The sequence below is a fragment of the Nitrosospira sp. NRS527 genome (assembly GCF_018406445.1).
Taxonomy (GTDB): Bacteria; Pseudomonadota; Gammaproteobacteria; order Burkholderiales; family Nitrosomonadaceae; genus Nitrosospira; species Nitrosospira briensis.
This window is the reverse complement of record NZ_AP024515.1, coordinates 743,690-768,642: the sequence shown is the minus strand read 5'-3', so window position 1 is coordinate 768,642 and position 24,953 is coordinate 743,690. Positions and strand designations below refer to the sequence as shown.

The window sequence follows — 24,953 nt, the reverse complement described above, 5'->3', positions numbered from 1 at the left end:
GAAGTAACCTCAAGTCCTTGACTGGCTCGCCCCCAATCAGATGCTGAAGCATTTGCTCAGCCGGCTTTAGCAGCCACTTTCGCAGTGGATTCAACATTCAAATCTCTACAAATTCATTAAGGCATTAAAAGCAACGCTAACATAGCATTAGCGATGTGAAGAATATGTATGTTAAATGTCAAGAAATTGTGAAGTTTTTAATATCTACTTCACATCATGCCAAAATGGACATGTTCAGATGCAGGCTGTTTGGCGTGTAATTTCAGTACAAACAATGACTTATATAATTAAAACCTAAGAATATGACGAGCAGGAGATCGGTGTATTAGTGACATATGTCAATTTTATGTAGGTAAGTTGGAACACTTATATGGGGAATTAATCACGTGCTTAAGTCAATTAATTCAGGAGGCGTGTGTCAACCCGATGAAAAACCGGGATGGTAATCAGGCCTAAGCTGGCCATATTTCTACTATGCCAGGCACGGCGATTTGCGCCGCCGACAGTGCTGCGAAACAGCTTGAACATCATCCGGATTCTGGAAAATCTGGCGACAGTCACGCGAACCGTATTTCCCGTTCACGACAACTTGGAGGGTGACGCGTTTAACCTGAATAAGACAGTTGACCACCCATTTTTCAACTAGGCGCTCCTAGTCGAAAAGGGGGTTTTTCGCCTCGACCAACTGCCTGGTTCAGGTTTAAGAGAGGACTTGTTCGGTGGCGGATACCGCCCGTTCTTTGCTGTTCCTTGTTGAGCCGAACCGCATTTCCCTGTTAGAATCAAAGGCGCGCGGAGACAAGGTCAGGCATAGCATGAATCTGGATAGATGCAGGTAGACGAGAAGCGACGGTAATACCGAAGGACTGCCCATCGAGGCGGAGCAGCGTCTCCGAAGGGATGGCATTACCCATGAGGAGTAGGCACCCGGAACGCGGCCGTGGCATTTCGACAGCACGACCCGGACTTCACGCTTCCGGATTATTTTTCTTCTGAGCCGTTCTTTGCGATGGGTGCATGGCCGTTGCATCCGTTTTTACGTGGTGCGCCAGCTTTGACCATCCGTGGCGGCGAAGCAACTGATATACCGTCGATGTCGACACCGATCCGCCTACTCGCCTTTCAAGCTCGGCTTTCAGTTGGTGTATCGGCAGAATGCCTGCGGCCTGGGCATGGGCAACGAATGGAGCCAGAAACTGTACTTCTTCATCGAGGCTCATCCGTGCATGATTGCGAAGGCCCTTTTTTGTTTTGACCTGTTCAGCGCCGGCCTCGATACGCTGAAACCGCGTCCGCAGTTTTCCTGTTCTACTTTTAGATAAACCGATGATGACGGCCGTCTGTTCCAATGACATGCCAAATTCCAGCGGAAGGAGTAATGCCTGAGCAGCACGCAACGCCTCGACTGTTTTGGCTGAGGCGATTTTTTCCTTCGCCGCTTCCACAAATTCCCGTCCTGTCGCAGGTCTCGCCATTTGTATTCTCAGCTCGGGTTTATACCGAATCATTCGGTTAATTTCAGCCACGATTCAATTTCGTCGGCAGATTGATCGTTAGTTGGAACGTTGGACTTGAGCCGGAAGCTGCAGTCAGCTTTTGAATCGAGCTGGTCTCAATCGTCATCTTCCGATTCAGGCCGCCCAAGGCCAACTTCACCGGGAGTGCTGCTTTGCTGCCTTTCGTATCTTTGGGATTGAAGTGCGAAATCCATAAATCGGCTCCCTGCATTGAGAGGAAGGGATCAGCTCCCCGGCTGTTGCGCTTGGCAAAAGCCGGGGAACTTAAATGGCACTCCCTCAAGAATAGTTGCTGTAACTAATAAACAGAACGACGGTAGAGGCGCAACGCCAACCAGCAACGTCTTTTCGGGAAATTGATGTTTTGGCATAATCAACTCCTCAGGTTATTAGAAACAGGCAATGGTCGATTTAAAAACTCAAAAAGGCGCATTCTCTTTCTTCTTACTTCATATCCTTGAAGCGCCATGCTAATAGACGGATCAGTAGGAAGCAGCAGGCCCTATGATCCATTTGCAGTCCGAAATCAGGCACATTCCACCATATTCCTTCAATTTTGGGCGAATCGCCATTACCACTCTTTCAGCCTGCTTTTCTTCACAAGCCAGAATCACTATGGCATTTCTTTCTTCCAGAGCAATGTCATCCGGGCGCCGTTCGCCGCGCGACCCAAGGCCGCCTCCATGTCTCATAAACGTGTAGCCGCGCACATCGGCTGTTCGTAACAAGGCAATCAGATCACCGAGCTTTTCTTCATCGATGACGATCTCGATGCGAATCATCGAAATTAAAACGTCTGCTCTATTAAACATGGTTTCTCTCCCCAGAATATTTATGCATTGATAGTCGGATTTGAATACTCAGCCGGGCCGAAATACATCTCGAAAGGATTTCAATAAATTGATGAATCATCCCCAGATAACAACGGCATCCGTTTTCGCTACACACCCGCTAGATACTGGGCGGCACCGTAATACATGGGAATACCGATTACCACATTAAACGGAAAAGTCACGCCGAGTGACAGAGTCAGGTAAAAAGACGGGTTGGCCTCCGGAACAGCCAGCCGCATCGCCGGGGGTACCGCGATATAGGAACAGCTCGCTGCGAGCACCGTGACCAGCGTCACTCCACCTACCGAGTAGCCAAGCCAGAAGTGACCGACCATGAGGCCACAAATCGCACCGATCAAAGGCATCGCGACACCGAAACAGACGAGGAAGACCCCTACCGCCTTAAATTCCGACAGCCTTTTTCCCGCTTCCATTCCCATATCGCACAGGAACAGGCACAAGGCGCCCATGAATATGGTTTCAAAAAACGGCTCGATCTTGTGATAGCTCGGGTCCGAGACCACTGCACCGATTCCCATTGAGCAAAATAGCAGCAGAATACTGCCATTGGTGAAGGCTTCGCGCAGCAGGTGCATATACATCCCCTTCTCGCCCTTGGCCGCCCCCCCCATTATTTTCCGCGAATAACCGGCCAGCACCAAACCGATCATAATGGCAGGAGACTCCATGATTGCCAGCATGATGACCGGATAGGCTTCAAAGGTAACGCCGATGCCGCCCAGGAAAGCCACCGCCGTCATGTAAGTGCCCGCGCTCACCGAGCCATAATGCGCCGAAATTGCCGCGGCATTGAGCGGGTCAATCTTTCCAAGCCCCCGCAAAATAACGTATGCGACAATAGGCAAGCCAATGCCGAACAGAAAAGCCGCTCCCACGGCGGGCAGGGCATCGCCCATAGACCCCTGAGTCAGAGCCTTGCCCCCATGCAGTCCGATACCTATCAGCAAGTAGATTACGATCATCTTGTGCATATCGGGTGGAAACTTGAGATCCGATTTGATCACCTGCGCGAACATACCGAGGGCGAAAAATAGTATCGCCGGTACGAGAAGACTGGTAATTGACATGGTAAACCCTCCTTATGTAGTTATTAACTTACCTACGATTACGATCACCCGGCCTTCAGGATCAGCCGGGATGAGCGCACTCGAGCCATTGGCTCGTGTGTTCGAGCGGCCAGGAGCTCGATGGAGAGTACTTCACCGACTGGCGGGAGAGCAGCCGCGCCCGCAAGCGTGTGGAAGTTTCCGCCAATGAAGATCTCCGATCCGATCTCCGCAATATTTCCACGGTGGTGGGGTTCGCACTTTTCGCGGGCCTGTTCTCAGCACGGGACTTTTTTGCATCTCTCAAGTATATGACTGTCATATAGCCCTCCGAAGGTGAATGAAGGTTTCTGGAACGGTGACGGAACCGGTAACGATTCCTTGCTGGATTCGCATTGGTTATCCTTGTTTGTAAAATTAGTTTATCCTTACTTGTAAATCGAAAATGTATAGAATGTCGAAAGCTGCAACGGTAACAATAGTTTTTTTAATATCAGTGAAATCATGGAACAACTCGCTGCTTTATGGCTACGAAACAAACGTTATAGTTGTGCTGCCATGAAACACAGATTGCCACAACCCATGTGAAGAACCTGTCGCGGGGTTGTGATTAATTTGTGAAAGGCGAAAAAAGAACGATCACGAAGCGTGACGTTTGTGGAAACCGCAAATGCAGGGGGAATTACGGAAAGGTGATGTGGAAAGTTGCGCCTTTTCCCGGCGTGCTGTCGACCTCTATAATCCAGCCATAGTGGTCGCAGATACGCTTGACAATCGCAAGGCCGATTCCCAGGCCTTCGCCTTTCGTCGACCCGCGGAAGAAGCGCTCATAAAGGAGGGGCAGATAAGAAGGTTCGATACCGATGCCGGAATCGGAGATTGAAAGACGCTTCCGGCTGAAATTCACGCGAATGAAACCGCGCTCTGTATATTGCACTGCATTGCGAAGCAGATTCACAAGAGCCGTGTGCAATGCTTGCCGGTTTAGCGTGAGAACGGCATTCGGCTCTACTGCAACCTCGAACATGAGGCGCTTTCGATATATTTCAGTGCATACAGGCTCTACTGCATCGTAAACACACTCGGCGATTGCGACCGGTTCCATGATACCCAGCGCCTGTTCGCGAGCAAGGAATAACAGTGCCTGCAATTGTTCTCCCATGCGAGTCGCCGCGACCTCGATCATTCCGATGCGCGCCCGTGCCCTCTCGGAGAAGCCCGGTTCCGTAACGAGCAGTTCGCAACTCGTCAGGATGGTGGTGATCGGAGTACGCAACTCGTGACTTATGTTCGCGGTGAACTCCTGCTCGCGCCGCAGCATGCGCGTGATGCGGTTCTGATAGTCGTCCAGTGCACGGGCGAGTTGCGCCACTTCCTCGTCCTGGCCGGGCTGGATCATTGTTGCGTCCTGTCCCGCACCGGGCGCCAGATGTCTTACTCGCTCCGCGAGATCGGTAACTTGCCTGACAAGTACTCCTGCAAGCAGATACCCCACCAGCAACGCAACCCCGACCACCGAAAGGAGCGATAAAATGATAAGAAGCCTGAGTTCCTGTTGCCGCTGATCATGAAGCCCGATTTCATAGGCAACAAGAAATTTGACGCCGTCGACATGGCGTACCGCGACCCGAATCTCCTCCGGGCCCCTGAAAACCTTGTGGCGTCTATAGTTGAGCCCTTGCAAGTACTGTGGGAGTTTGGATTCCTCGGCGGGATCATGGATGATGTACTTTTCGAGATTTGAGCCCACCTGGGGAACAAAATCACTACTCTGGCGATAGCGCTCGAGCAGATAGTCCATCTCGGTTTCCATGATCTGCTCGATATGCGCCTCTTCGATATCGTCAGAAGCAATATACAAGCTGATACCAAGCGTTCCGACGACGACTATGCAGAATACCGCAAAGGCCAGCGCAACTCGTCGGCGTAGGCCACGTTTAATCCCTGGCACGGGAAATGAGGCGGTACCCAAGTCCATGAATTGTCTCGATCGGATCGTAGCCGCCCGCGCGGCTCAAGGAACGGCGTAGTTCATGCATGTGGCTGCGCAATGTATCGCTGGTTCCCTGCGTGTCGCCCCAGACTTCCGATTCAAGTTCCCTGCGGCTGAACACGCGGCCGGGCTCGCTCATCATGAGTGCGAGCAGCCGGATACATTTGGGGGGCAGCTTGACGGGTGTGCCGGCAAAAAGTACTGATAGCGTTTTGGGATCAAATGACAGATCGCCGGTTTCCAGCATGCGGCTGGTAACCTTTCCGCCATGCCGTTTATGCATCGCGACGAGACGGGCTTCGACCTCTTTCAACGCAAACGGCTTGATCATGTAATCGTCGGCGCCGTGATCAAATCCTTTGAGTTTATCCTCCAGCGTATCGCGCGCGGTCAGCATCAGCACCGGCGTGTCAAGGTCTGCTTCCTGGCGAAGTTTCCGGCACAATGTGATGCCGTCCATGGCCGGCAGACCAAGATCAAGCAGAATCCCATCAAATTTCTGCGTTACCGCGAGATGCAGACCCGTGATGCCGTCAGCGGCAGCATCGACACTGTGACCGCGGGCCTCGAGAAAATCGTAGAGGTTTGTGGCGATGGCCGGATCATCTTCAATAATAAGTATATGCACGGGAAGGCTTACTAAAAAATTATAAGATAAAACGGCTTATCGGTTTTAACGACACCTGGAGAATATGCCCGATTTGTAAAATGTAGCTGATTCCGGTAGAAATAAATCAACGTCGATCCAGGTCGCTACTCGCGTTTGGTCGACCTGAGGCTTCGTTGAGAATCTAGCACAGTTCGATATGTTTTGTTGGTATTTAGTGCCTTTTTTATTTATAAAATTGGGTGCTAGCGATATTTTCGGCTGAGGGCATGAACTGCTTCCACCAGTGTCAGGGCATTCTCCGGTGGAGTAAACTGCGAAATGCCATGACCAAGATTGAAAACGTGACCGTTGCCTTTTCCGTAACCGGAAAGAATTTTTTCCACTTCAGCAGCAATCACTTCCGGTGTCGAGAATAGCACCGCGGGGTCGAGATTTCCTTGCAAGGCAACCTTGTGCCCAACCCGTCGGCGCGCCTCGGCGATATCCACGGTCCAGTCGAGCCCAACCGCATCACAACCGCTATCCGCAATGCTCTCCAGCCATAGCCCGCCGCCTTTCGTAAAAACGATGTTAGGCACGCGCTCGCCGCCATGCTCCCGCTTTAGTCCCGCTAGTATCTGACTGATATAGCGCAAGGAAAATTCCCGATAGGCTGCGTGGGACAAGGCGCCGCCCCAGGTATCGAAAATCATCACAGCCTGAGCACCGGATTCGATTTGTGCATTCAGATAAGCGATTGCCGCCTGCGCGGTAATATCGAGAATGTGATGCAACAGATCCGGCCGCTGGTACAACATGGTTTTGATCTGACGGAAATCGGTACCGCCGCAACCCTCCACCATATAACAGGCAAGCGTGAAAGGGCTGCCGGAAAAGCCGATCAGTGGAACCCGGTTGTCCAGCGTCCTTCGGATTTGTGAAACCGCATCCATCACGTAACGCAGGTGTACCCCGGGATCAGGTACCGTCAGTGCACGAATCTCCCATTCTTCACGTAAAGGCCGCTCGAACTTGGGCCCCTCGCCATCCGAGAAGTAGAGCCCCAGCCCCATTGCATCGGGAATAGTCAGAATATCCGAAAACAATATCGCGGCATCCAGCGGGAACCGCGCCAGGGGCTGCATCGTAACTTCAGTCGCGAAATCCGGGTTTTTGCATAGAGCGAGAAAGTTACCGGCACGAGCGCGCGTCTGGTTGTACTCGGGTAAATATCGCCCAGCCTGACGCATCATCCACACCGGGGTGTATTCAGTAGGTTGCCGCAGGAGAGCCCGCAGCAGGGTATCGTTCTTCAATCTTGTCATCGACTCCAGTTTAATCGTACAAACTCAGCAAGAAACAGCATCGTTTATGCGCCAGTTCCCGGGTAACAGCTTGTATCCCGGATCATACCTGTTGAACTCATCTTCCTGTGGGCAGGTTGTTCATGAGCTTAACCTACTAATGTTATCAGCTATTGGCTTCCGGGTACATGCTCACGGCCAGTGGCGATTGTGGTGGAGCTTTATCCTTGCCGGCGCCAGCCTGTATAGTGATCACGAATATCAATAAGGGTATTGAAGGTTTAGCGGCAGCAAAGGCATAGCAGAAGCGTCAGCTCTCCTCGATGGCGAATAACCGCCGATATTCCCGAATTGCATATCGATCCGTCATGCCGGCAATATAATCGGCAACTGCCTGATGTTTATCGTGACGATACTTTGACTGAAATACTGGAGGAAGCAACCGGATATCCGAGCAAAACGCCTTGAAAAGTGCTTCGATCGTGTGTCGCGCCTTGGCACTCATGCGCGCCACTTTGTAGTGCCGGTACAGATAGTCCCGCAGAAATTTTTTCAGTTCCTGCTGCTCCTGCCAGATTTCCTCGCTGAAACCAACGAGGTATGGGGCCGCCCGCACAGCTTCAAGATTATCCGGGCGGCTATGCGCGATATTGGCGGCACTTTGCCTGATCAGATCCCCCACCAGCGTATTGATCATGCGCCGGACGGTTTCATGGATCAAACGCCGCCCAGAGATATCAGGGTAATGACTTTTTGCCATCGACAAATGCCGCGCGAATATTTTGACCTCCGCAAGCTGCTCCAGCGTAATCAGGCCGGAGCGCAAGCCATCGTCTACGTCGTGGTTGTTGTAGGCAATTTCATCGGCGAGGTTGGCCAGTTGTGCCTCCAGCGACGGCCGCTGACCCGAAAGGAAGCGCTCGCCCACATCTCCAAGTTTAACGGCATTCTTTCTGGCACAGTGCTTGAGGATGCCTTCACGCGTTTCAAAGCACAAATTCAAGCCGTCAAATGCGCCATAACGTTCTTCCAGCACATCTACCACACGCAGAGACTGCAAGTTGTGCTCGAAGCCGCCGTAATCTTTCATGCAGTCGTTCAGCGCTTCCTGCCCAGCATGACCAAATGGCGTATGGCCGAGGTCATGCGCCAAGGCAATGGCTTCAACCAGATCTTCGTTGAGATGCAGATTGCGCGCGACCGAGCGGCCGATTTGCGCTACCTCCAGGCTATGCGTCAAGCGCGTGCGAAACAGGTCGCCTTCGTGATTTACAAAAACCTGAGTTTTGTATACAAGCCTGCGAAATGCGGTGGAATGAATGATGCGATCGCGATCACGCTGGAAGGCGGTACGTCCCGGTGCTGATTCTTCCGCGATGCGACGGCCGCGCGAACTGGCCGGGGTTACTGCATAAGGCGCCAGCTCATGCATCGGCAGTACATTCCATGAGCGTTTCAGCCAATATCTCTGCCGGCACGTCGGAATGGAGTACGGCCTCGCCTATATGCCGGAGTAAAATGAAACGCATATTCCCTCCCTCTACCTTCTTGTCCAGCCCCATCAGGGTCAGGTATTTTTCCGGACCGAGATTGGGCGCCACGGCAGAAAGCCCTGCTTGCGCATAAATTTTCCGGATTCGCTCCACCTCGGCCTCGCCGATCATCCCCATGCGCTTCGATAGTTCCACAGCCAGCATCGTACCGGCTGCAACTGCTTCGCCATGGAGCCAGACACCGTAACCCATCGCATTTTCGATAGCATGACCAAAGGTATGCCCGAGGTTGAGTAATGCCCGAACACCGCTTTCTCGTTCATCGGCTTGCACAACCTCCGCCTTGTTTATGCAACTTCGGCGTATCGCTTCGACCAATACATCGGCGTCGCGGATAAGGAGCTTGGCCATATTCCGTTCTAACCACTCCAGGAAGCCGAGGTCCCGAATCAGACCATATTTGATGATCTCGGCAATGCCTGCCCGCAACTCCCTTTCCGGCAACGTATCGAGCGTTGCTGTGTCTGCCAGTACGACCCGAGGCTGATAAAAAGCGCCGATCATGTTTTTGCCAAGCGGATGATTGATACCTGTCTTACCGCCGACCGAAGAATCGACCTGTGCCAGAAGCGTCGTTGGAATTTGGATAAACGGCACTCCCCGCAGATAGGTCGCGGCGGCAAACCCGGCCAAATCACCGACGACGCCGCCGCCAAGGGCGATGATGGGCGTGCTCCGTTCACAGCGGTGACGAAGAAGCGCATCGAATATGAAGTTCAGCGTCTGCCAATTCTTGTGCGCTTCCCCGTCAGGGAGAACGATGGGAACGGTCGCCACGCCCTGGCCTTCCAGCGCGTTACGCAGCCTTTCCATATAAAGGGGCGCTACCGTAGTGTTTGTGACGATTGCGGCGCGCTTTCGCGGCACATGGTCGAGGATAATTTCGGAATGGCTCAGAATACCATTGCCGATATGGATCGGGTAACTACGCTCACTTGGCGTAGAGGCAAAATCTACCGTGATTGTTTGCATGGTTTAGTGGTGTGCGATCAAGATTCTTGTCTACCTGATGATCAACAGGTTTTTGTTCGGAGGAGCTCATGATGAGATAGCAAGCGATCTTTCAAAACGGCTTTACCACAACCAGGATTACCACCGCAATCAGGATCACCACTGGAAATTCATTGAACCACCGGTAATAAACATGGCTGCGCCGATTGCGATCATACTTGAAATCTGCAAGCAGTTTTCCGCAGTAGAGGTGATACGCGATCAGCACGATCACTAGCGCAAGTTTTGCATGCAACCAGCCACCAGAAATTCCATAACCCAGCCAGAGCCAAAGACCAAAGAGAACTGTCAGCACGGCGCCGGGCGTCATGATCCCATAATAAAGTTTGCGCTCCATCACCTTGAAGCGTTCGACGCCCGGCACATCATCGCTCATCGCGTGATAGACAAACAGGCGCGGCAAGTAAAACAATCCCGCAAACCAGGTCACCATGAAAATGATGTGTAGCGATTTTATCCAGAGCATCTGTGATTCTTTTTAACCTGAACCAGGCATCTATATATGAGGTCGGGGGTGATTATGGCGCGGAGAGCGAGCACGGGCATCTGCCACGAGAACCGGGCGACCCACCCTGCGAGAACCACAAAAACAGCGAAAAACACAGCAGCCGATTATTTCATCGGATGCCTGTAAGCCAGCACCTTGCAGCAATCGAGCATACTATAGCTGATCACCCCGGGATGGGAAAAGGAATATCATCAAGAACGCATCTTGGCGCAGCAGGAAGCCGGCAGGGAAATCTACATGCTATAAAAAAGCATATGGAACCCGGTTGTTATAGCGCGACAACCTCGATATCGGGTTCTATTGATCTCAGCATATTCTGAATACCTCGCAGCGTGCCTGAGATCGAGCTCGGGCATGTGCCGCAAGCACCTTGATAATGAACGCTGAGCTTGTTGCCCTCCAGCCCGAGTACATGCAGGTCGCCGCCGTCACTCTGGAGATAAGGGCGCACCTCCTCGTCGAGCATGATATTGATGGTATCGAGCCGCTGCTGGTCCTCCGGACTTAACCCGGCAATTGCACTGGTTGCCGCAGCGACTGTTGCGGCTGATTGCGCATCGGCCGCGGGCGCGGCGCGGATTGGATCGGCGACCTCGCGCGCAAGGTCTTGCCAGTCGGCGCCGCCGTCTTGCGTTACCGTGATCCAGCGATCGACATAAAATACGTTAGTCACATGATCGATGTCGAACAACGCAGCGGCAAGTGGGTCGTCTTTCGCCTGCTCGGCGTTGTCATAAGAGCATGTCACCCCCCAGGTCAATGGCTCCTTCAGGATGAATTTCAGCGCGTTTCGATTTGGGGTACCTTCTATTTCCGCTATTTTTGGCATTTCCTGTTCCTTTCAGGCATCCCCTATCGGAGCATGCATCGGATCATCCTCGGACTCGGTCGAGGTGGTGGTAACGGCGTTGAGCGCAGCATGCAGCGTATGCCACGGCAAAATGGCACATTTTACACGCGTCGGCAGATCACGCACGCCTGCAAATACCGTGAGCCGCCCCAGGTGATGCTGGCCCTCGAGATCGAGCGTGCCGGTCGCCATATCACGAAACTCCTTGATCAGCGTCTCTGCATCCGCGCGCGTTTTGCCTTTCACGACAGTGGTCATCATCGAGGCCGATGCCTTGCAGATCGCGCATGATTCACCGTGGAACGCGATGCCGTCGATGCGCTCTCCCTCGAGGTTTAGCGCAATGTCGAGGTGATCGCCGCATAACGGGTTATGGCCAACCGCGTGATGGCTTGCTTTATCCAGCGTGCCATAATTGCGGGGCTTCTTGTTGTGGTCGAGAATAACTTCTTGATAGAGCGATTTCGTGATCATTACATGAATATTTTTTGCACGGTGCGAACGCCCGCGATAAATGCGTCCACCTCGGCCATCGTATTATAAAAAGCAAACGAAGCACGCGTCGTCGCCGGTACTTTGAGGCGCAGCATTACCGGCTGCACGCAGTGGTGACCGGTCCGTACCGCAACCCCTTCCTGATTCAGGAGCGTGCCGATATCATGCGGATGCACGCCCTCGACCTCAAACGACAGTACCGCGGTCTTCGTTGCAGCGGTGCCGATAATACGCACGCCCGGCATGCGGCTCATCTGTTCAGTCGCGTAGTTGAGAAGATCGAGCTCGTACGCGGCGATTGCATCCAAACCGATCGAGGATAAATAATCAACCGCGGTGCCGAGCCCGATCGCAGCCGCGATCGGCGGTGTACCTGCTTCAAATTTGTGCGGTATGGAATTGTAGGTGGTTTTTTCGAAAGTCACCGACAAAATCATGTCTCCGCCGCCCTTGAATGGCTGCATACGCTCAAGTAGCTCAGCCTTGCCATAGAGCACGCCTATACCTGTCGGGCCGCACAGCTTGTGGCCGGAAAAAGCATAGAAGTCGCAGTCGAGATCTTGCACGTCCACTGTCATGTGCGGCACGGCCTGCGCGCCATCGATCAGCACCGGTACATTGCGCGCATGTGCGAACGCAATCATTTCCTTGACCGGATTAACGGTACCCAGTGCATTCGACACATGCAACACACCTACGAATTTGGTACGCTCGGTAAACAGTTTTTCGTATTCATCGATGAGGAGCTCCCCGGCATCATTGATGGGCACGACACGGATCTTCGCGCCCTTCTCTTCCGCGAGCATCTGCCAAGGCACGATGTTGGAATGATGCTCAAGTGTAGTCAGAATGATTTCGTCGCCGGCACCGATGAATTTTCGGCCGTAACCATGCATTACGAGATTGATCGCATCGGTGGTGCCACTGGTGAAAATGACTTCCCTGTCTTCGCGCGCGTTGATGAAACGTTGCAACCTGCGGCGCGACCCTTCATATTCCGCAGTGGCCAATTCGGATAAATAGTGCACGCCGCGATTGATATTGGCGTGCTGGGTCGTCTGGTAGCATACCAGCCGGTCGATTACCGGTTGCGGCATCTGGCTGGACGCCGCATTGTCGAGGTAGACCAGTGGTTTGCCCTCAACCTGGAGCTCGAGGATCGGAAAATCAGCGCGAACGCGGTCAATGTCGAACGTCGAAGCGAATTGCGGCTTTAGGTTAGAATCTATGATCTTCATGGTCAATCTCGTTGAGTCCGCTCAAGTACCATTTGCTCAAGCCGGTGCTTGAGGGATGCAATGGAAATGCGGTCGATAATTTCGGCGCCAAATGCATAAGTCAACAGATTGCGCGCCATTACCTCGGATAGCCCGCGGCTCTTGAGATAAAACAGTTCCTCGCTGGCGAGCTGACCAACGGTTGCGCCGTGCGCGCATTTTACGTCATCCGCGAAGATTTCAAGCTGTGGCTTGGTGTCGATACGCGCCTTCGCACCCAGCAGCAAGTTGCGGCTCGATTGCGTGGAATCGGTGCGCTGCGCCCCTGGGCGTACTATTATCTTACCGTTGAACACGGCGTGCGCAGCGCCATCGACGATGCATTTATGTAACTGGCGGCTTGTGCAATTCGGCACCGCATGATCAATGCAGGAATGGGTATCCGCAAGCTGGCGTTCCGTAATCAAGGCCAGCCCATCAATCGCGCACTCGGCTCCCTCCGCCGCAAGCAGCACACTCAAATCATATCGTGAAATACGCGCACCAAGCGCGACGCTGACCGATCGATAGCGGCTTGCGCGCGCTAGCGATACCGCACAGTTTGCGATATGAAACGCGTGGATGCTGTCACGCTGCACCCGGATGTGATTAACCTCGGCATTATCTCCCAGCGCGATTTCCGCCACTGCATTGGTGACATAGGCGCCTTCATGAAGCGTAATATAATCCTCGACCAGCGTGACTGAACTACCCGGTTCGGCAATCAGAAGGCAACGCGGATGACTTGCCGCCTCTGGCTGTGTTGCAATGAACAACACATGCACCGGCTCCCCCGCCGCCGTATCACGCGGTACCACGACTAGTGCTCCGTCATGGAGAAACGCGGTATTCAGTGCGGTGAACAGGTTATGCTCAAACCCGGCATGGCGTCCGAGATGCGGCTCTATTGCCACGCCGTGCGTAGATATAGCCGTTGACAGATCCGTGACTACCAAACCGAGCTCCCTCACCCTGTCCGGCGATGTGGAAAACTGCGGCATGTACGTGCCATCGACGAACACGAGCCTGACCGCCGCCTCGTCCAGATGGAAACGTTCCACATCGGCTGCTTTCACCGTCGACGCACCACGCAGCGGCTGGAAGGACAGCTTGGCAAGCGGTGAAATATCGGTAAAGCGCCACTCTTCGTCGCGAGTCGTCGGCACCTTTAATCTGCTGGCACAATCAACCGCATTTGCTCTCAACCGATTAAACCATGCGAGCGGGCTGGGCGGCAGTTGTGGCTGCCCCTGAAGCAGGCTTTCGAGATAGCTGTTGCCGGCAACCATGTTCATGCTCATGCCCCGACCGCAGCACGCTGCTCGGCGCCGACCCAGTCATACCCACGGTTTTCGAGATCGAGCGCAAGCTCTTTACCGCCTGTCTTGATGATGCGACCCGACTCCATTACGTGCACGTAGTCCGGCACGATGTAATTAAGAAGGCGTTGATAATGCGTGACCAATATGATCGCATTATCCTTGTTGGCAAGCTGGTTCACGCCCTTGGTGACGATCCTCAGCGCATCGATGTCGAGTCCGGAGTCGGTCTCGTCGAGAATTGCCAGCCGTGGCTCGAGCAGCGCCATTTGCAATATCTCGTTCCGCTTTTTCTCGCCGCCGGAAAAACCTTCATTGACGCCACGATCGAGAAAATCGGGGTTCATGTCCAGCAATTTCATTTTTTCACGCACCAGGTCATCAAATTCGAGTGGATCAAGCTCGTCCTTGCCGCGTTGTGCCTGTACTGTATTGTAGGCGAGACGCAAAAAATGGCTATTGGCAACGCCGGGGATCTCGACCGGGTACTGAAAGGCGAGAAATACGCCAGCGCGCGCGCGCTCTTCCGGTTTCAGGTCAAACAGATCATTTCCTTCGAACGCTACCGAACCGCCGGTTACCTGGTATGCGTCGTGGCCGGCCAGCACCTTTGCAAGGGTGCTTTTGCCCGAACCGTTTGTTCCCATGATCGCGTGCACTTCACCGAATCTGACCGTAAGGTCTATACCCTTGAGGATTTCGATACCGTTGACAGTCGCCCGCAGCCCGCGTATTTCAAGTAACGTTTTGCTATCCTGATAAATCATCCGACGCTCCCTTCGAGCTTGAATCCGAGCAGCTTGGTCGCTTCGACCGCGAACTCCATCGGCAACTGTTGAAAAACATCCTTGCAGAATCCATTAATGATCATCGATACCGCTTCCTCGCTGCCGATACCACGCTGGGCAAAGTAAAATAGTTGGTCTTCACCGATCTTTGATGTGGATGCTTCATGCTCGACTTTGGCGTCCTGGTTGCGAACCTGTATGTAAGGAAAGGTATGGGCTCCGCATTTGTCGCCGATCAGCATTGAATCGCACTGCGAATAATTGCGCGCCCCGGTGGCGGTAGGCGCGATTCTGACCAGTCCGCGGTAACTGTTATTGGAATGGCCGGCGGAGATACCCTTGCTGACTATGGTGCTGCGCGTATTTTTTCCAATGTGAACCATTTTGGTGCCGGTGTCTGCCTGCTGATAGTTATTGGTCACAGCCACCGAATAAAACTCTCCTACCGAGTTTTCGCCCTGGAGAATACATGAAGGATACTTCCAGGTGATAGCCGAGCCGGTTTCAACCTGAGTCCACGAAATGCGCGAATTGACGCCCTTGGCCAAGCCACGCTTGGTAACGAAGTTGTAAATGCCGCCCATGCCGTTTTCATCGCCCGCATACCAGTTTTGCACCGTCGAGTACTTGATGTCGGCATTGTCCATCGCGACCAGTTCAACCACTGCGGCGTGTAATTGATTGGTATCGAATTTGGGCGCGGTACAACCCTCGAGATAGGATACCGACGAACCCTCCGCGCCGATGATCAGAGTGCGCTCGAATTGTCCCGATTCCTCCGTATTGATTCGGAAGTACGTAGCCAGGTCCATGGGGCATTTTACGCCTTTGGGAATAAAGCAGAATGTACCATCCGTAAAAACAGCCGAGTTGAGCGCCGCGTAGTAATTGTCGCCTACCGGCACCACAGTGCCAAGATACTGCTTCACCAGGTCCGGATGCTCATGAACGGCTTCCGAGATCGAGCAAAAAATTATGCCCACCTCGGCAAGCCTCTGCTTGTAGGTCGTCGCAACCGACACGCTGTCGAAAATCACGTCCACCGCTACGCCGGCGAGCGCTGCCCGCTCGTGCATCGGCACCCCGAGCTTCTCGAAAGTGCGCAGCAATTCGGGGTCGACCTCGTCCATGCTGTTCAGCTTCTTTTTCTGCTTCGGCGCTGCATAGTAGCTGATTGACTGAAAATCAACCTTCGGATACTTGACATTAGGCCACCGTGGCTCTTCCATCTTGAGCCATTGCTCATACGCCTTCAGCCGAAACTCAAGCAGCCATTCCGGCTCCTCTTTCTTTGATGAAATGAGGCGGATAATGTCTTCGTTAAGCCCTTTTGGCGCGATATCGGACTCGATCTCGGTAACAAAACCGTGCTTATAAGGCTGATTGACCAGTTTTTGTAATACTGCGCTCATCTAGATTGCTCCAATGTCGTTTGCCTCGAGGATATATCGAGGAATCTGCCGCTCCGTATACGGCTCTTGTTTTTTTACTTCTCAGATCTTTGACACAACTAAACTTTGACTGGTTCTTTCAAACTGAAGCTCTCACCGCAGCCGCATGTATTGTCGACGTTGGGATTTTCAAATTTGAACGAATCGTTGAGACCTTCCCTGACAAAATCCACGCGGGAACCATCAAGGAACGGCAGACTGTCGGCATCAACCACTACATGAGCGTCATAAGACTCGAACATTTGGTCGTCAGCAAGAATTTCGTCAGCATAGTCGAACGTATAAGCAAACCCGGAGCAGCCCACCTTTTTCACACCGATGCGCAGCGCCAATCCCGTGCCTCGCTTTGCAAGCTGCTTCCGGATCTGTTTTGCTGCGTTTTCGGTTAATGTTACCGCCATACTATTCTCCAATTACCATTCGCAAAATATGGTGGCCAGAATAAAAGGTGGATATCCGTGATCGGGGTCACGCCGAAAATGCGGCATGTCCAAGCTCAGGCACAGCCTTTTCTGACGGAATCACGTTTCGCATATCGAGTATTTGCATAATGCCACCCTCTCTCGCCTTGTGCGCATCACTTCTTGCTTTCTGGTCATCAACCAGCTGCTTCAATGTCACTGCGCCAAGGTGATCGAAAATGAGCTCATTGAGCTTCACCCATAAATCGTGAGTCATGCACTTTTTATCGTTGTGACAATTTTCCTTTCCGTTGCACTGCGTCGAGTCGATCGGCTCGTCAACAGCGAGGATAATTTCCGCAATCGATACGTGCGCCGTGTCCTTCGCCAGGCAATAACCGCCCCCGGGCCCTCGCACACTGTCGACAAGCCTGCGCTGGCGCAGTTTGGCAAACAGTTGCTCAAGATAGGATAGCGAGATTTGCTGACGCTGACTAATTTCGGCGAGCGTCACAGGGTGAGCGCTATGCTGCATTGCAAGATCCAGGAGTGCCGTTACCGCAAACCGCCCTTTGGTTGTTAGCCGCATGATAAACTCCTCTTTACTCTTGTGATTCAATCAAATAGGGATATTGATCATAAACCGGTTCAGCCACTATCAATACATGACTGATTTGGTCAACTATAAGATACCCGATTGATTTAGTCAACTATAACAAACATCGCCGGCAGAAGGGTCAATATCTGCCGCAAGAAGACCGAGGGAAATATAAATGAGGTTTTTCTGGCAGACTCCCTTCAGGAACGCCGGACGCACGCAGCGCGCCAATTGCAGCTTGCCTTAACCTGAATCGGCAGTTGTAGCGAACTCACCAAAAAGATGAAGCTTACGGGTACGATCAACCGGATTTAAAGTTTAGGAATGGTTTTCCGGAGATTTGCGACAGGCGGGAGAGGTTACCTAGTGAATCCAGCTAACTGGAGGGTTGCACCAGGGTACTCGTGCGGCGACGGAGATTCATATGGGCTTTTACCAGCTCAATCGCCTGATGGCGAAACTGATTACCATCCGTATCTTTTACCCACATATGCAACAGGCCGATAAAGAATAGATGCGTATCCATCGCCAACTGAGCAGGGTCGCACGATGGATGCAGTTGCTCCTGAGCTTCCGCCCGCTCGTAAATCAGCCGTAATTTTTCCTCGATGCTGGAACAATTACATAGAATCTGTTGCAAAACGGTAGCGAACTCGTCTACATATTCGCACTTGATCATCAGGATCTCGTAAACCTGGCGCGTTTCAGCGCTGTCAATCAATGATTGAATGGTTCCACATAAAAAATTTTCTATACAAGTAAGCGCATCTTCACAACCGTCGATCAGCAGAGTATCGTCCATGCGATCGATCAATGGCAGCAGTACTTGCTCACGCATTGCCTGAAACAAATCGACTTTATTACTGAAGTGCCAATAAATCGCACCCCGCGTGACCCCAGCCTGGACGGCGATATGCTCCATCGTTGTGCGACTGACACCGCGCGTCAAAAATACCTGGCGCGCCGCCTCGATCAGGCGTTGCCGGGTCAGTTCCGAATTTTCCTTTGTTTTCCGGGCCATGGTTCCAGTTACTTTCCAGTCACTAATTTATTTACATTGCTGCTCTTCTTTTGTATATAATTTACATACATACACGAATGTATGCAAGATGTTTCTTTTTTCTTTTTGACTGTTTTCGTTTACCGCCATGGGGTTAAAGATGTCAGCTGCCAGATATTATAAAAATGATAAAAACAGACTTGGCAATCTGATGGCGGCTTTGCATTCGAAAGCCACCATCGCACTTGTCATTGGCATTGCCATGAACATTGCATTGGCCGCCTGTGGCAAAAATGACCAGGCAGCCAATCAACCACCTGCTGGAATGGCGCTGCCGGTAAGCGTGATCGAAGTACAACCCACCAGCGTGCCGATCAGTGCCGAAGCGGTCGCACAAACCGAAGGCGCCAAGGAAGTCGAGATACGGCCTCGCGTCGGGGGTATTTTGCTCAAACGCCTGTACGAAGAGGGGGCGGCGGTAAAGCTGGGTCAACCCATGTTTCTGATCGATCCTGTACCCTATATAAACGCTCTGGCACAAGCAAAAGCGCAACTTGCTGAACAGAAAGCCCGCATTGCTCAAACAGAGCGCGAAGAAAAGCGCTTGCACGATCTTCTTGGAATGCAGGCCGTCAGCCAGCGCGAGTACGATAATGCCGTCTCCGATAACGCAATCGCAAACGCCTCCCTGGAGCAGGCAGAAGTTCGCGTGCGCGACGCCGAACTGAATCTCTCTTATACCTCCGTGCCGGCCCCGGTGACCGGAGTATCCGGCCGCTTCCAATTTTCCGAGGGGACGCTGGTTGAGGCCAACACCAGTCTTCTGACGACGATAGTCCAATTATCACCCATCTGGGTACGCTTCAGTTTATCGGATAACGAACTGGCGCAGATCGGCGGTCCGCTGCATGAACAAAACGTGCAGCAGGTAACCTTGATACTGCCGGATGGCTCGGAATACGGTAAAAAGGGCAAACTGAATTTTGCAGCCAGCGAAATCGATCCGGCGCTGGGTACGCAGCAATTGCGCGCAACATTCGAGAACGCGGATCAGCGGCTTTTGCCGGGGCAGTTTGTGCGTGCGCGCGTAACCACAGGCGAACGTGATGGCGTTTTTCTTGTACCCCAGGTTGCGGTGCAGACGTCCGATCTGGGAAATATCGTGTATATCGTCAATGACAAAAATGAAGCAACCGTACAACCGGTTGTAACCGGCCATTGGTTGGGCAAGGAGTGGGTCATCCTGGGCGGTCTCAAAGCGGGTGATAAAGTCATAGTCGACAATATCATCAAGCTTCGCCCCGGGGCCGCTGTGGCGCCTAACCCGCTTCGTTCAGAGACACCCGTGGCGACCCATGCTCCGGGATCACCGCCTGCTGAGACTCCTGCTCGGCCCGACCCAGAGAAACAGACTTAGGCGGAAATCATCATGACAAGATTCTTCATCACGCGACCTATTTTTGCGTCCGTAGTATCCATTATCATCGTGCTTGCCGGGTTGGCAGCCGCGATGCAATTGCCTATCGCACAGTATCCGCAAATTGCGCCGCCGACCGTGCTGATCACGGCGACCTTCCCGGGCGCCAGCGCCGATACCTTGGCTAAAACGGTCGCGGCGCCGATTGAAGAGCAGTTGAGCGGTGTCGAGAATCTATTGTATTTCAACTCCAGCGCCGATTCGAGCGGTACGCTGACAATAACCGTGACCTTTGAAGTCGGCACGGATGTCGATCAGGCAACTTTCAATGTAAGCAACCAGGTAAATATTGCTCTGCCGCGCTTACCGGAGGAAGTCCGCCGCACCGGTCTGATAATACAAAAGCGTTCCAACGACATTCTTCTGGTTTTTATGCTCGTCTCCAAGGAGAAGGGCAAGTTTGACCCCTTGTATCTGAGCAATTATGCGACGCTTAACGTGCTGGACGAGCTAAAGCGCACCAAGGGGGTTGGTGACGCGATAGTTTTCGGGGGACAGGATTATTCCATGCGTATCTGGCTGCGCCCTGACCGCATGGCTCAATTAGGCGTTACTACCACGGATATTGCCGCGGCCATTCGATCTCAAAATGCGCAATATGCTGCCGGCAAGATAGGGCAGGAACCTGCACCTGCGGATCAGCAGCTGATTTATACCGTTAACGCCAAAGGTCGCCTGCTGGAACCTGAGCAATTCGGTAATATTATCCTGCGCGCCGATGGGCCGCGCGGTGCGCTTTATCTCAAGGATGTCGCCCGTATCGAACTGGGCGCGCAAAGCTACGATGTGCGCACCGCGCTCAACGGTCAACCCGGCGCGGGCATCCCCATCTTCCTGCAGCCCGGTGCGAATGCGCTGGAGACGAAAGAAGCCCTCGTCGCCAAGATGGAGGAATTGAAGACTCATTTCCCTGAAGGAATGGACTATGTAGTGCCTTACGATACCAGCCTGTTCGTTACTGCCTCGATCTGGGAAGTCGTTAAAACGCTGGGCGAAGCGATGATACTGGTGATATTGGTTGTGTACCTTTTCCTGCAAAGCTGGCGCGCCACGCTGATTCCCCTTGTTGCGGTACCGATCTCTCTCATTGGCTCGTTTGCAGGACTATGGTTGTTCGGCTTCTCGATCAACACGCTTACGCTGTTTGCGATGGTGCTGTCTATCGGCATTGTGGTGGACGATGCGATAGTCGTGCTGGAAAATATCGAGCGCTTGATGGACGAGGAACAATTATCACCGATGAAAGCCGCCATCAAGTCCATGGAACAGGTTTCACGAGCCGTTGTAGCCATTGTATTGGTGCTGTGTGCAGTGTTTGTGCCTGTAGCCTTCATGGGCGGCATCGCCGGTGAGCTATATCGCCAGTTTGCCGTGACGGTTGCCGTCGCCGTGGTAATTTCCGGCATAGTAGCGCTGACGCTCACGCCTGCGTTGTGTGCCATCATCCTGAAAACCACTCATGGCGAATCTGCGTTCTTCCGGAAATTCAACAGCGGATTCAAGGGCCTGACTAATTTCTATACGCATACGGTCAACCTGACATTACATCATCCCATTATTGGTGCGCTCGTGTTCGCAGGGATCGTTGGCGTGGCAATTTATCTGGGCAAGACGGTTCCCGAGAGCTTCGTGCCGCCTGAAGACCAGGGCTATGTGGTGACCGCAACGATTCTGCCTGATGGCGCAACGCTGTCTCGAACAACCAGGACGGCTGAAGCTGTGCGCGCTGCCATTGCGGAAGACCCGGCAGTTTCCCACCAGTTTGTGGTTAATGGTTACGATCTTATCGGCGGCGGAAACAAGACAAGCTCGGCAACCATGTTCGTGACATTCAAAGACTGGTCCGAACGGACTGCCACCGCAGAGGATATTGTCAACAAGCTGTTTGGTATCGGCATGCAGCAACCTGATGGCATCGCGATAGCATTTAATCCCCCCGCCATCCGTGGATTGGGCACCGCTGGGGGTTTTGAGGTTTATGTGCAAGCTCGCGGAGGGTCGGACCCCTTGAAGTTGTCAGGTGTCGTGAGCAACCTCATCGACGCATTGAACCAGGAACCGCGCCTCGCCGGCATCAATACTTTCTTCCGTCCCACAGTGCCGCAATTTTTCATTGAAGTAGATGAGGCCAAGGCGATCTCGCAGGGAGTATCGATTGCTGACCTGTATGCCACCTTGCAAAGCACCATGGGTTCGCTCTATATCAACGATTTCAACAAGTCTGGCCGTACCTACCGGGTGCAATTGCAGGCAGAACCCCAATACCGTATGAAGCCGGAAGATCTCGGCAGAGTGTACGTGCGTTCCGAATCCGGTGCGATGGTGCCCATGTCGGCGCTGAGCACGATAAAAAGCATCGTCGGTGCGGAACAACTCGAGCGCTATAATGGTCTTCTTGCCGCTAAAATCATGGGAAGTGGCGCACCCGGCGTAAGCTCAGGTGACGCCATTAAACTCGTGGAAGAGATCGCGGCAAAAAACCTGCCGGATAATTATCAGATTAGCTGGACAGCACAGGCCTTCCAGGAGAAACGCACCGGTTCCGCAGCAACTCTCGCTTTCAGTTTTGCCATTATTATGGTATTTCTGATTCTGGCTGCGCAATTCGAAACCTGGGGATTGCCTCTGGCCGTTATCATGGCCGTGCCCTTTGCGCTGACAGGTGCGCTTCTGGCGGTGCTGGTACGCGGGATGCCGAATGATATTTACTTTCAGGTGGGCTTGATTACACTGATAGGCTTGGCGGCAAAAAATGCAATCCTGATCGTGGAATTCGCCAGTCAGAAAATGAAAGAAGGAATGCCGGTTGCAGAAGCCGCGGTTGAAGCTGCACGTTTGCGTTTTCGCCCCATTGTCATGACTTCCATGGCTTTTGTGCTGGGGATCGTACCGCTGGTCATCGCGACCGGGGCCGGAGCCGCCGCACGCCGCTCAATGGGAACCGGCGTCTTTGGCGGCATGCTGCTTGCGACTTTTGTCGCAACCATATTCATTCCGTTATTCTTCACCTGGCTTACCCGCAAGAACTCGGGAAAGCGGGCTGAACATGTACAACATGTACAAGAGGAAAGGGCAAATGCGCCACTATGATGCATGGATCAGAATACTGTTCTTACTCCCGACCCTGGTCGTAACCTCTTGCGCCATGGGGCCCGACTATGTCCGTCCCCATATCGACACCGCTGACAGGTTTCGCATGGCTGAAAATGAAGGGCACTCCATCGCCAATCTGCCATGGTGGGAGTTGCTTCACGATGATGTACTTCAACAGCTTATCCGGCAGGCTTTAGCAGAAAATAAAGATCTCAAGCAGGCCGTGGCAAGCGTTGAGGAACTCGAGGCCCGCAGCGCAATCAGCCGTTTTGACCTGCTCCCGAAGCTCGAATACAACATCAACGCGCCTGCATTCGGCACTCTCGGTGGATTCCTTTTCCCCGGATTTCCCACACCGTACAGTTACTTCGCACAAAATAACGTGGCTTGGGAAATAGATGTCTGGGGCAGGCTCCGCCGCGCCAACGAGGCCACTCGTGCCGACTTGATGTCGCGCGAAGAAAATCGCCGGGCCGTTGTCCTCACACTGGTGAGCTCGGTAGCACAATCCTATTTCGATCTTTTGCAATTCGACATGCAGTTGGGCATTGCGCAAAATGCACTACGGTCATGGGAAGAATCAGTCGCCCTCTCCCGGGCACAACTACGCGGCGGCCTCATCTCGAGACTTGATCTGGATCAGTTCGAGGCAGAACGGGCCAACGCGGCAACGCGCGTGGCGGAGATCGAGCGTCAAATGGTTCAAAAAGAGAATGAGCTGAGCGTATTGCTGGGCAAGAATCCGGTACCGATCAGTCGGGGGATTGCATTGACAGAGCAACTGTTGCCGCCCGTGGTGCCGGCCGGCCTTCCCTCGGAGCTGTTGCAGCGGCGCCCCGATATCCTGCAAGCGGAACAGACGCTGGCAGCAGCAACCGCCAGGATTGGAATGGCCAAAGCGGCGCGGTTTCCCAGAATTTCGATCACCGGTTTTCTGGGCGTGGCCAGTCCGGCATTGTCCAAGCTGCTTGTTACGGGAAGCGAATTTGGAGCGGCGGGCGTCGGCCTGGCGGGCCCATTGCTGAATCCGCAAAGCCTGGGGTTCGAACAGCGGGCAACTGAGGCTCAGGCAAGGCAGGTGCTGGCCAAATACGAGCAGACCATTCTTGTGGCCTTCAAGGAGGTTGAAGATGCCCTGGTGGCTGTTCGGACGTTCAATGATCAACGTACGGCGCAACAGGAACAGGTCGAGGCGTTGCGCTCGGCGTTGCGTGTGGCAGACCTTCGCTACAAGGGGGGCATTACCAGCTATGTGGATGTACTTCTTGCCAAGCGCAATCTGTTCGATGCCGAGTTTGGGCTCTCGGCAACGCGCCGGATGCATCTGGTGTCTGTCATTCAGCTCTATAAGGCGCTGGGCGGAGGATGGTTGCCAGCGTAAACGAGTACACGATGCCAGTTAGCCTCGGCCAGCAATGGAACCTGTCCTTCAGTTCTTAACGTATTTTCTTTATACCCGGTCTTTTTGCAAGACTTGCAGGTTTGACGTTTAAGCAGTGGCCAGACGTTTCCTCATGTACCAGTACCCTTGGCGAGCTTCGCTACATTTTTATATTGCTTCACTGCTCTGCTGCGTATCACTCATAATGGAAGAAGATGCAAGGAAACGCTTAGTTTTTTATCCAGAACTTTCTTCAGTTGAATCCGCATCTGCGACGAGTTCAAACTTCACAGTGAATTGCGGCGTAAGCCGCGGCGGGAGTCTAGAGTAGCGAGGCGAAACAAAACGGCATTCATAGCTTATGGCTTTCCGCTATGCGCCAGTCGTGGTCTCAACCGAAACCGAAATACGAATATCGATTATCGACTACCCAGAGCTGAATTTCCGGCAAAACCCAATCGCCGGTAAT

At 53.0% G+C, this 24,953-nt stretch carries 23 protein-coding genes; 4 read left to right on the top strand and 19 right to left on the bottom strand.

The genetic code is table 11. The features are described from left to right. Nucleotides 1-439: 439 nt before the first annotated feature. Nucleotides 440-646, top strand: coding sequence for a hypothetical protein (locus KJS40_RS03405; protein ID WP_213539075.1), 207 nt, complete (start codon nucleotides 440-442; stop codon nucleotides 644-646). A 322-nt stretch (nucleotides 647-968) separates the two neighbouring features. On the opposite strand, the gene KJS40_RS03400 is transcribed toward KJS40_RS03405, so the two are convergent. The 19 genes from KJS40_RS03400 to KJS40_RS03310 all read right to left on the bottom strand — a co-directional run bounded on the left by KJS40_RS03400 (nucleotide 969) and on the right by KJS40_RS03310 (nucleotide 18,554). Beyond that, nucleotides 969-1,475 (bottom strand): winged helix-turn-helix domain-containing protein, encoded by a 507-nt coding sequence (locus KJS40_RS03400; protein WP_213539074.1) that lies wholly within the window; start codon nucleotides 1,473-1,475, stop codon nucleotides 969-971. A 43-nt stretch (nucleotides 1,476-1,518) separates the two neighbouring features. Then, nucleotides 1,519-1,800 carry a hypothetical protein gene (locus KJS40_RS03395; protein ID WP_213539073.1) on the bottom strand — a complete coding sequence of 94 codons (282 nt, stop codon included), beginning with the start codon at nucleotides 1,798-1,800 and terminating at the stop codon, nucleotides 1,519-1,521. A 199-nt stretch (nucleotides 1,801-1,999) separates the two neighbouring features. Beyond that, a complete protein-coding gene (locus KJS40_RS03390; RefSeq protein WP_036575107.1) occupies nucleotides 2,000-2,329 on the bottom strand; it encodes a nitrogen regulatory protein P-II in 330 nt (109 codons plus the stop codon). A gap of 128 nt (nucleotides 2,330-2,457) precedes the next feature. Further along, the gene (locus tag KJS40_RS03385) at nucleotides 2,458-3,438 is read right to left on the bottom strand and encodes a sodium-dependent bicarbonate transport family permease (protein ID WP_213539072.1); all 981 of its coding nucleotides are present in this window, start codon (nucleotides 3,436-3,438) and stop codon (nucleotides 2,458-2,460) included. A 661-nt stretch (nucleotides 3,439-4,099) separates the two neighbouring features. Next, complete coding sequence (locus KJS40_RS03380) at nucleotides 4,100-5,395, bottom strand: HAMP domain-containing sensor histidine kinase (protein WP_072767178.1); 1,296 nt, start codon at nucleotides 5,393-5,395, stop codon at nucleotides 4,100-4,102. Continuing rightward, the gene (locus KJS40_RS03375; protein WP_213539071.1) at nucleotides 5,355-6,038 is read right to left on the bottom strand and encodes a response regulator transcription factor; all 684 of its coding nucleotides are present in this window, start codon (nucleotides 6,036-6,038) and stop codon (nucleotides 5,355-5,357) included. Before KJS40_RS03375 ends, KJS40_RS03380 begins: the two co-directional genes overlap by 41 nt. 224 nt (nucleotides 6,039-6,262) lie before the next feature. Continuing rightward, nucleotides 6,263-7,324, bottom strand: a complete 1,062-nt coding sequence (gene hemE / locus KJS40_RS03370) for a uroporphyrinogen decarboxylase (protein ID WP_090457047.1) — start codon at nucleotides 7,322-7,324, stop codon at nucleotides 6,263-6,265. Nucleotides 7,325-7,613: 289 nt separating this feature from the next. Further along, on the bottom strand, nucleotides 7,614-8,735 hold the full coding sequence (locus KJS40_RS03365; protein WP_213539070.1) for a deoxyguanosinetriphosphate triphosphohydrolase: 1,122 nt from the start codon (nucleotides 8,733-8,735) through the stop codon (nucleotides 7,614-7,616). Next, nucleotides 8,728-9,828 (bottom strand): 3-dehydroquinate synthase, encoded by a 1,101-nt coding sequence (gene aroB / locus KJS40_RS03360; RefSeq protein ID WP_213539069.1) that lies wholly within the window; start codon nucleotides 9,826-9,828, stop codon nucleotides 8,728-8,730. Before aroB ends, KJS40_RS03365 begins: the two co-directional genes overlap by 8 nt. 91 nt (nucleotides 9,829-9,919) lie before the next feature. Continuing rightward, nucleotides 9,920-10,333: a protoporphyrinogen oxidase HemJ gene (hemJ, locus tag KJS40_RS03355; protein WP_213539068.1), complete on the bottom strand. Its 414-nt coding sequence runs from the start codon at nucleotides 10,331-10,333 to the stop codon at nucleotides 9,920-9,922. Between the two features lie 310 nt (nucleotides 10,334-10,643). Beyond that, on the bottom strand, nucleotides 10,644-11,204 hold the full coding sequence (locus KJS40_RS03350) for a NifU family protein (protein ID WP_213539067.1): 561 nt from the start codon (nucleotides 11,202-11,204) through the stop codon (nucleotides 10,644-10,646). Nucleotides 11,205-11,216: 12 nt separating this feature from the next. Then, on the bottom strand, nucleotides 11,217-11,699 hold the full coding sequence (gene sufU, locus KJS40_RS03345) for a Fe-S cluster assembly sulfur transfer protein SufU (protein WP_213539066.1): 483 nt from the start codon (nucleotides 11,697-11,699) through the stop codon (nucleotides 11,217-11,219). Further along, nucleotides 11,699-12,958: a cysteine desulfurase gene (locus KJS40_RS03340; RefSeq protein ID WP_213539065.1), complete on the bottom strand. Its 1,260-nt coding sequence runs from the start codon at nucleotides 12,956-12,958 to the stop codon at nucleotides 11,699-11,701. Before KJS40_RS03340 ends, sufU begins: the two co-directional genes overlap by 1 nt. 2 nt (nucleotides 12,959-12,960) lie before the next feature. Further along, nucleotides 12,961-14,277: a Fe-S cluster assembly protein SufD gene (sufD, locus tag KJS40_RS03335; protein WP_244859686.1), complete on the bottom strand. Its 1,317-nt coding sequence runs from the start codon at nucleotides 14,275-14,277 to the stop codon at nucleotides 12,961-12,963. Then, entirely contained in the window at nucleotides 14,274-15,062 is a 789-nt protein-coding gene (gene sufC / locus KJS40_RS03330) for a Fe-S cluster assembly ATPase SufC (RefSeq protein ID WP_036575118.1), read from the bottom strand. The genes sufD and sufC overlap by 4 nt, the downstream gene beginning before the upstream one ends. Then, on the bottom strand, nucleotides 15,059-16,495 hold the full coding sequence (gene sufB, locus KJS40_RS03325; RefSeq protein WP_213539064.1) for a Fe-S cluster assembly protein SufB: 1,437 nt from the start codon (nucleotides 16,493-16,495) through the stop codon (nucleotides 15,059-15,061). The genes sufC and sufB overlap by 4 nt, the downstream gene beginning before the upstream one ends. Nucleotides 16,496-16,593: 98 nt before the next feature. After that, the gene (locus tag KJS40_RS03320) at nucleotides 16,594-16,935 is read right to left on the bottom strand and encodes an iron-sulfur cluster assembly accessory protein (RefSeq protein ID WP_213539063.1); all 342 of its coding nucleotides are present in this window, start codon (nucleotides 16,933-16,935) and stop codon (nucleotides 16,594-16,596) included. Between the two features lie 67 nt (nucleotides 16,936-17,002). Next, nucleotides 17,003-17,524, bottom strand: a complete 522-nt coding sequence (locus KJS40_RS03315; RefSeq protein ID WP_213539062.1) for an Rrf2 family transcriptional regulator — start codon at nucleotides 17,522-17,524, stop codon at nucleotides 17,003-17,005. A gap of 385 nt (nucleotides 17,525-17,909) precedes the next feature. After that, on the bottom strand, nucleotides 17,910-18,554 hold the full coding sequence (locus KJS40_RS03310; protein ID WP_213539061.1) for a TetR family transcriptional regulator: 645 nt from the start codon (nucleotides 18,552-18,554) through the stop codon (nucleotides 17,910-17,912). A 190-nt stretch (nucleotides 18,555-18,744) separates the two neighbouring features. On the opposite strand from KJS40_RS03310, the gene KJS40_RS03305 reads away from it, so the two are divergent. From KJS40_RS03305 to KJS40_RS03295, 3 genes are read left to right on the top strand one after another with little or no spacing between them, the layout of a single operon-like run. Next, entirely contained in the window at nucleotides 18,745-19,950 is a 1,206-nt protein-coding gene (locus tag KJS40_RS03305; protein WP_244859685.1) for an efflux RND transporter periplasmic adaptor subunit, read from the top strand. Nucleotides 19,951-19,962: 12 nt separating this feature from the next. Continuing rightward, entirely contained in the window at nucleotides 19,963-23,100 is a 3,138-nt protein-coding gene (locus tag KJS40_RS03300) for a multidrug efflux RND transporter permease subunit (RefSeq protein WP_213539059.1), read from the top strand. Then, a complete protein-coding gene (locus KJS40_RS03295) occupies nucleotides 23,087-24,484 on the top strand; it encodes an efflux transporter outer membrane subunit (protein WP_213539058.1) in 1,398 nt (465 codons plus the stop codon). Before KJS40_RS03300 ends, KJS40_RS03295 begins: the two co-directional genes overlap by 14 nt. The last annotated feature ends 469 nt before the right edge of the window (nucleotides 24,485-24,953 follow it).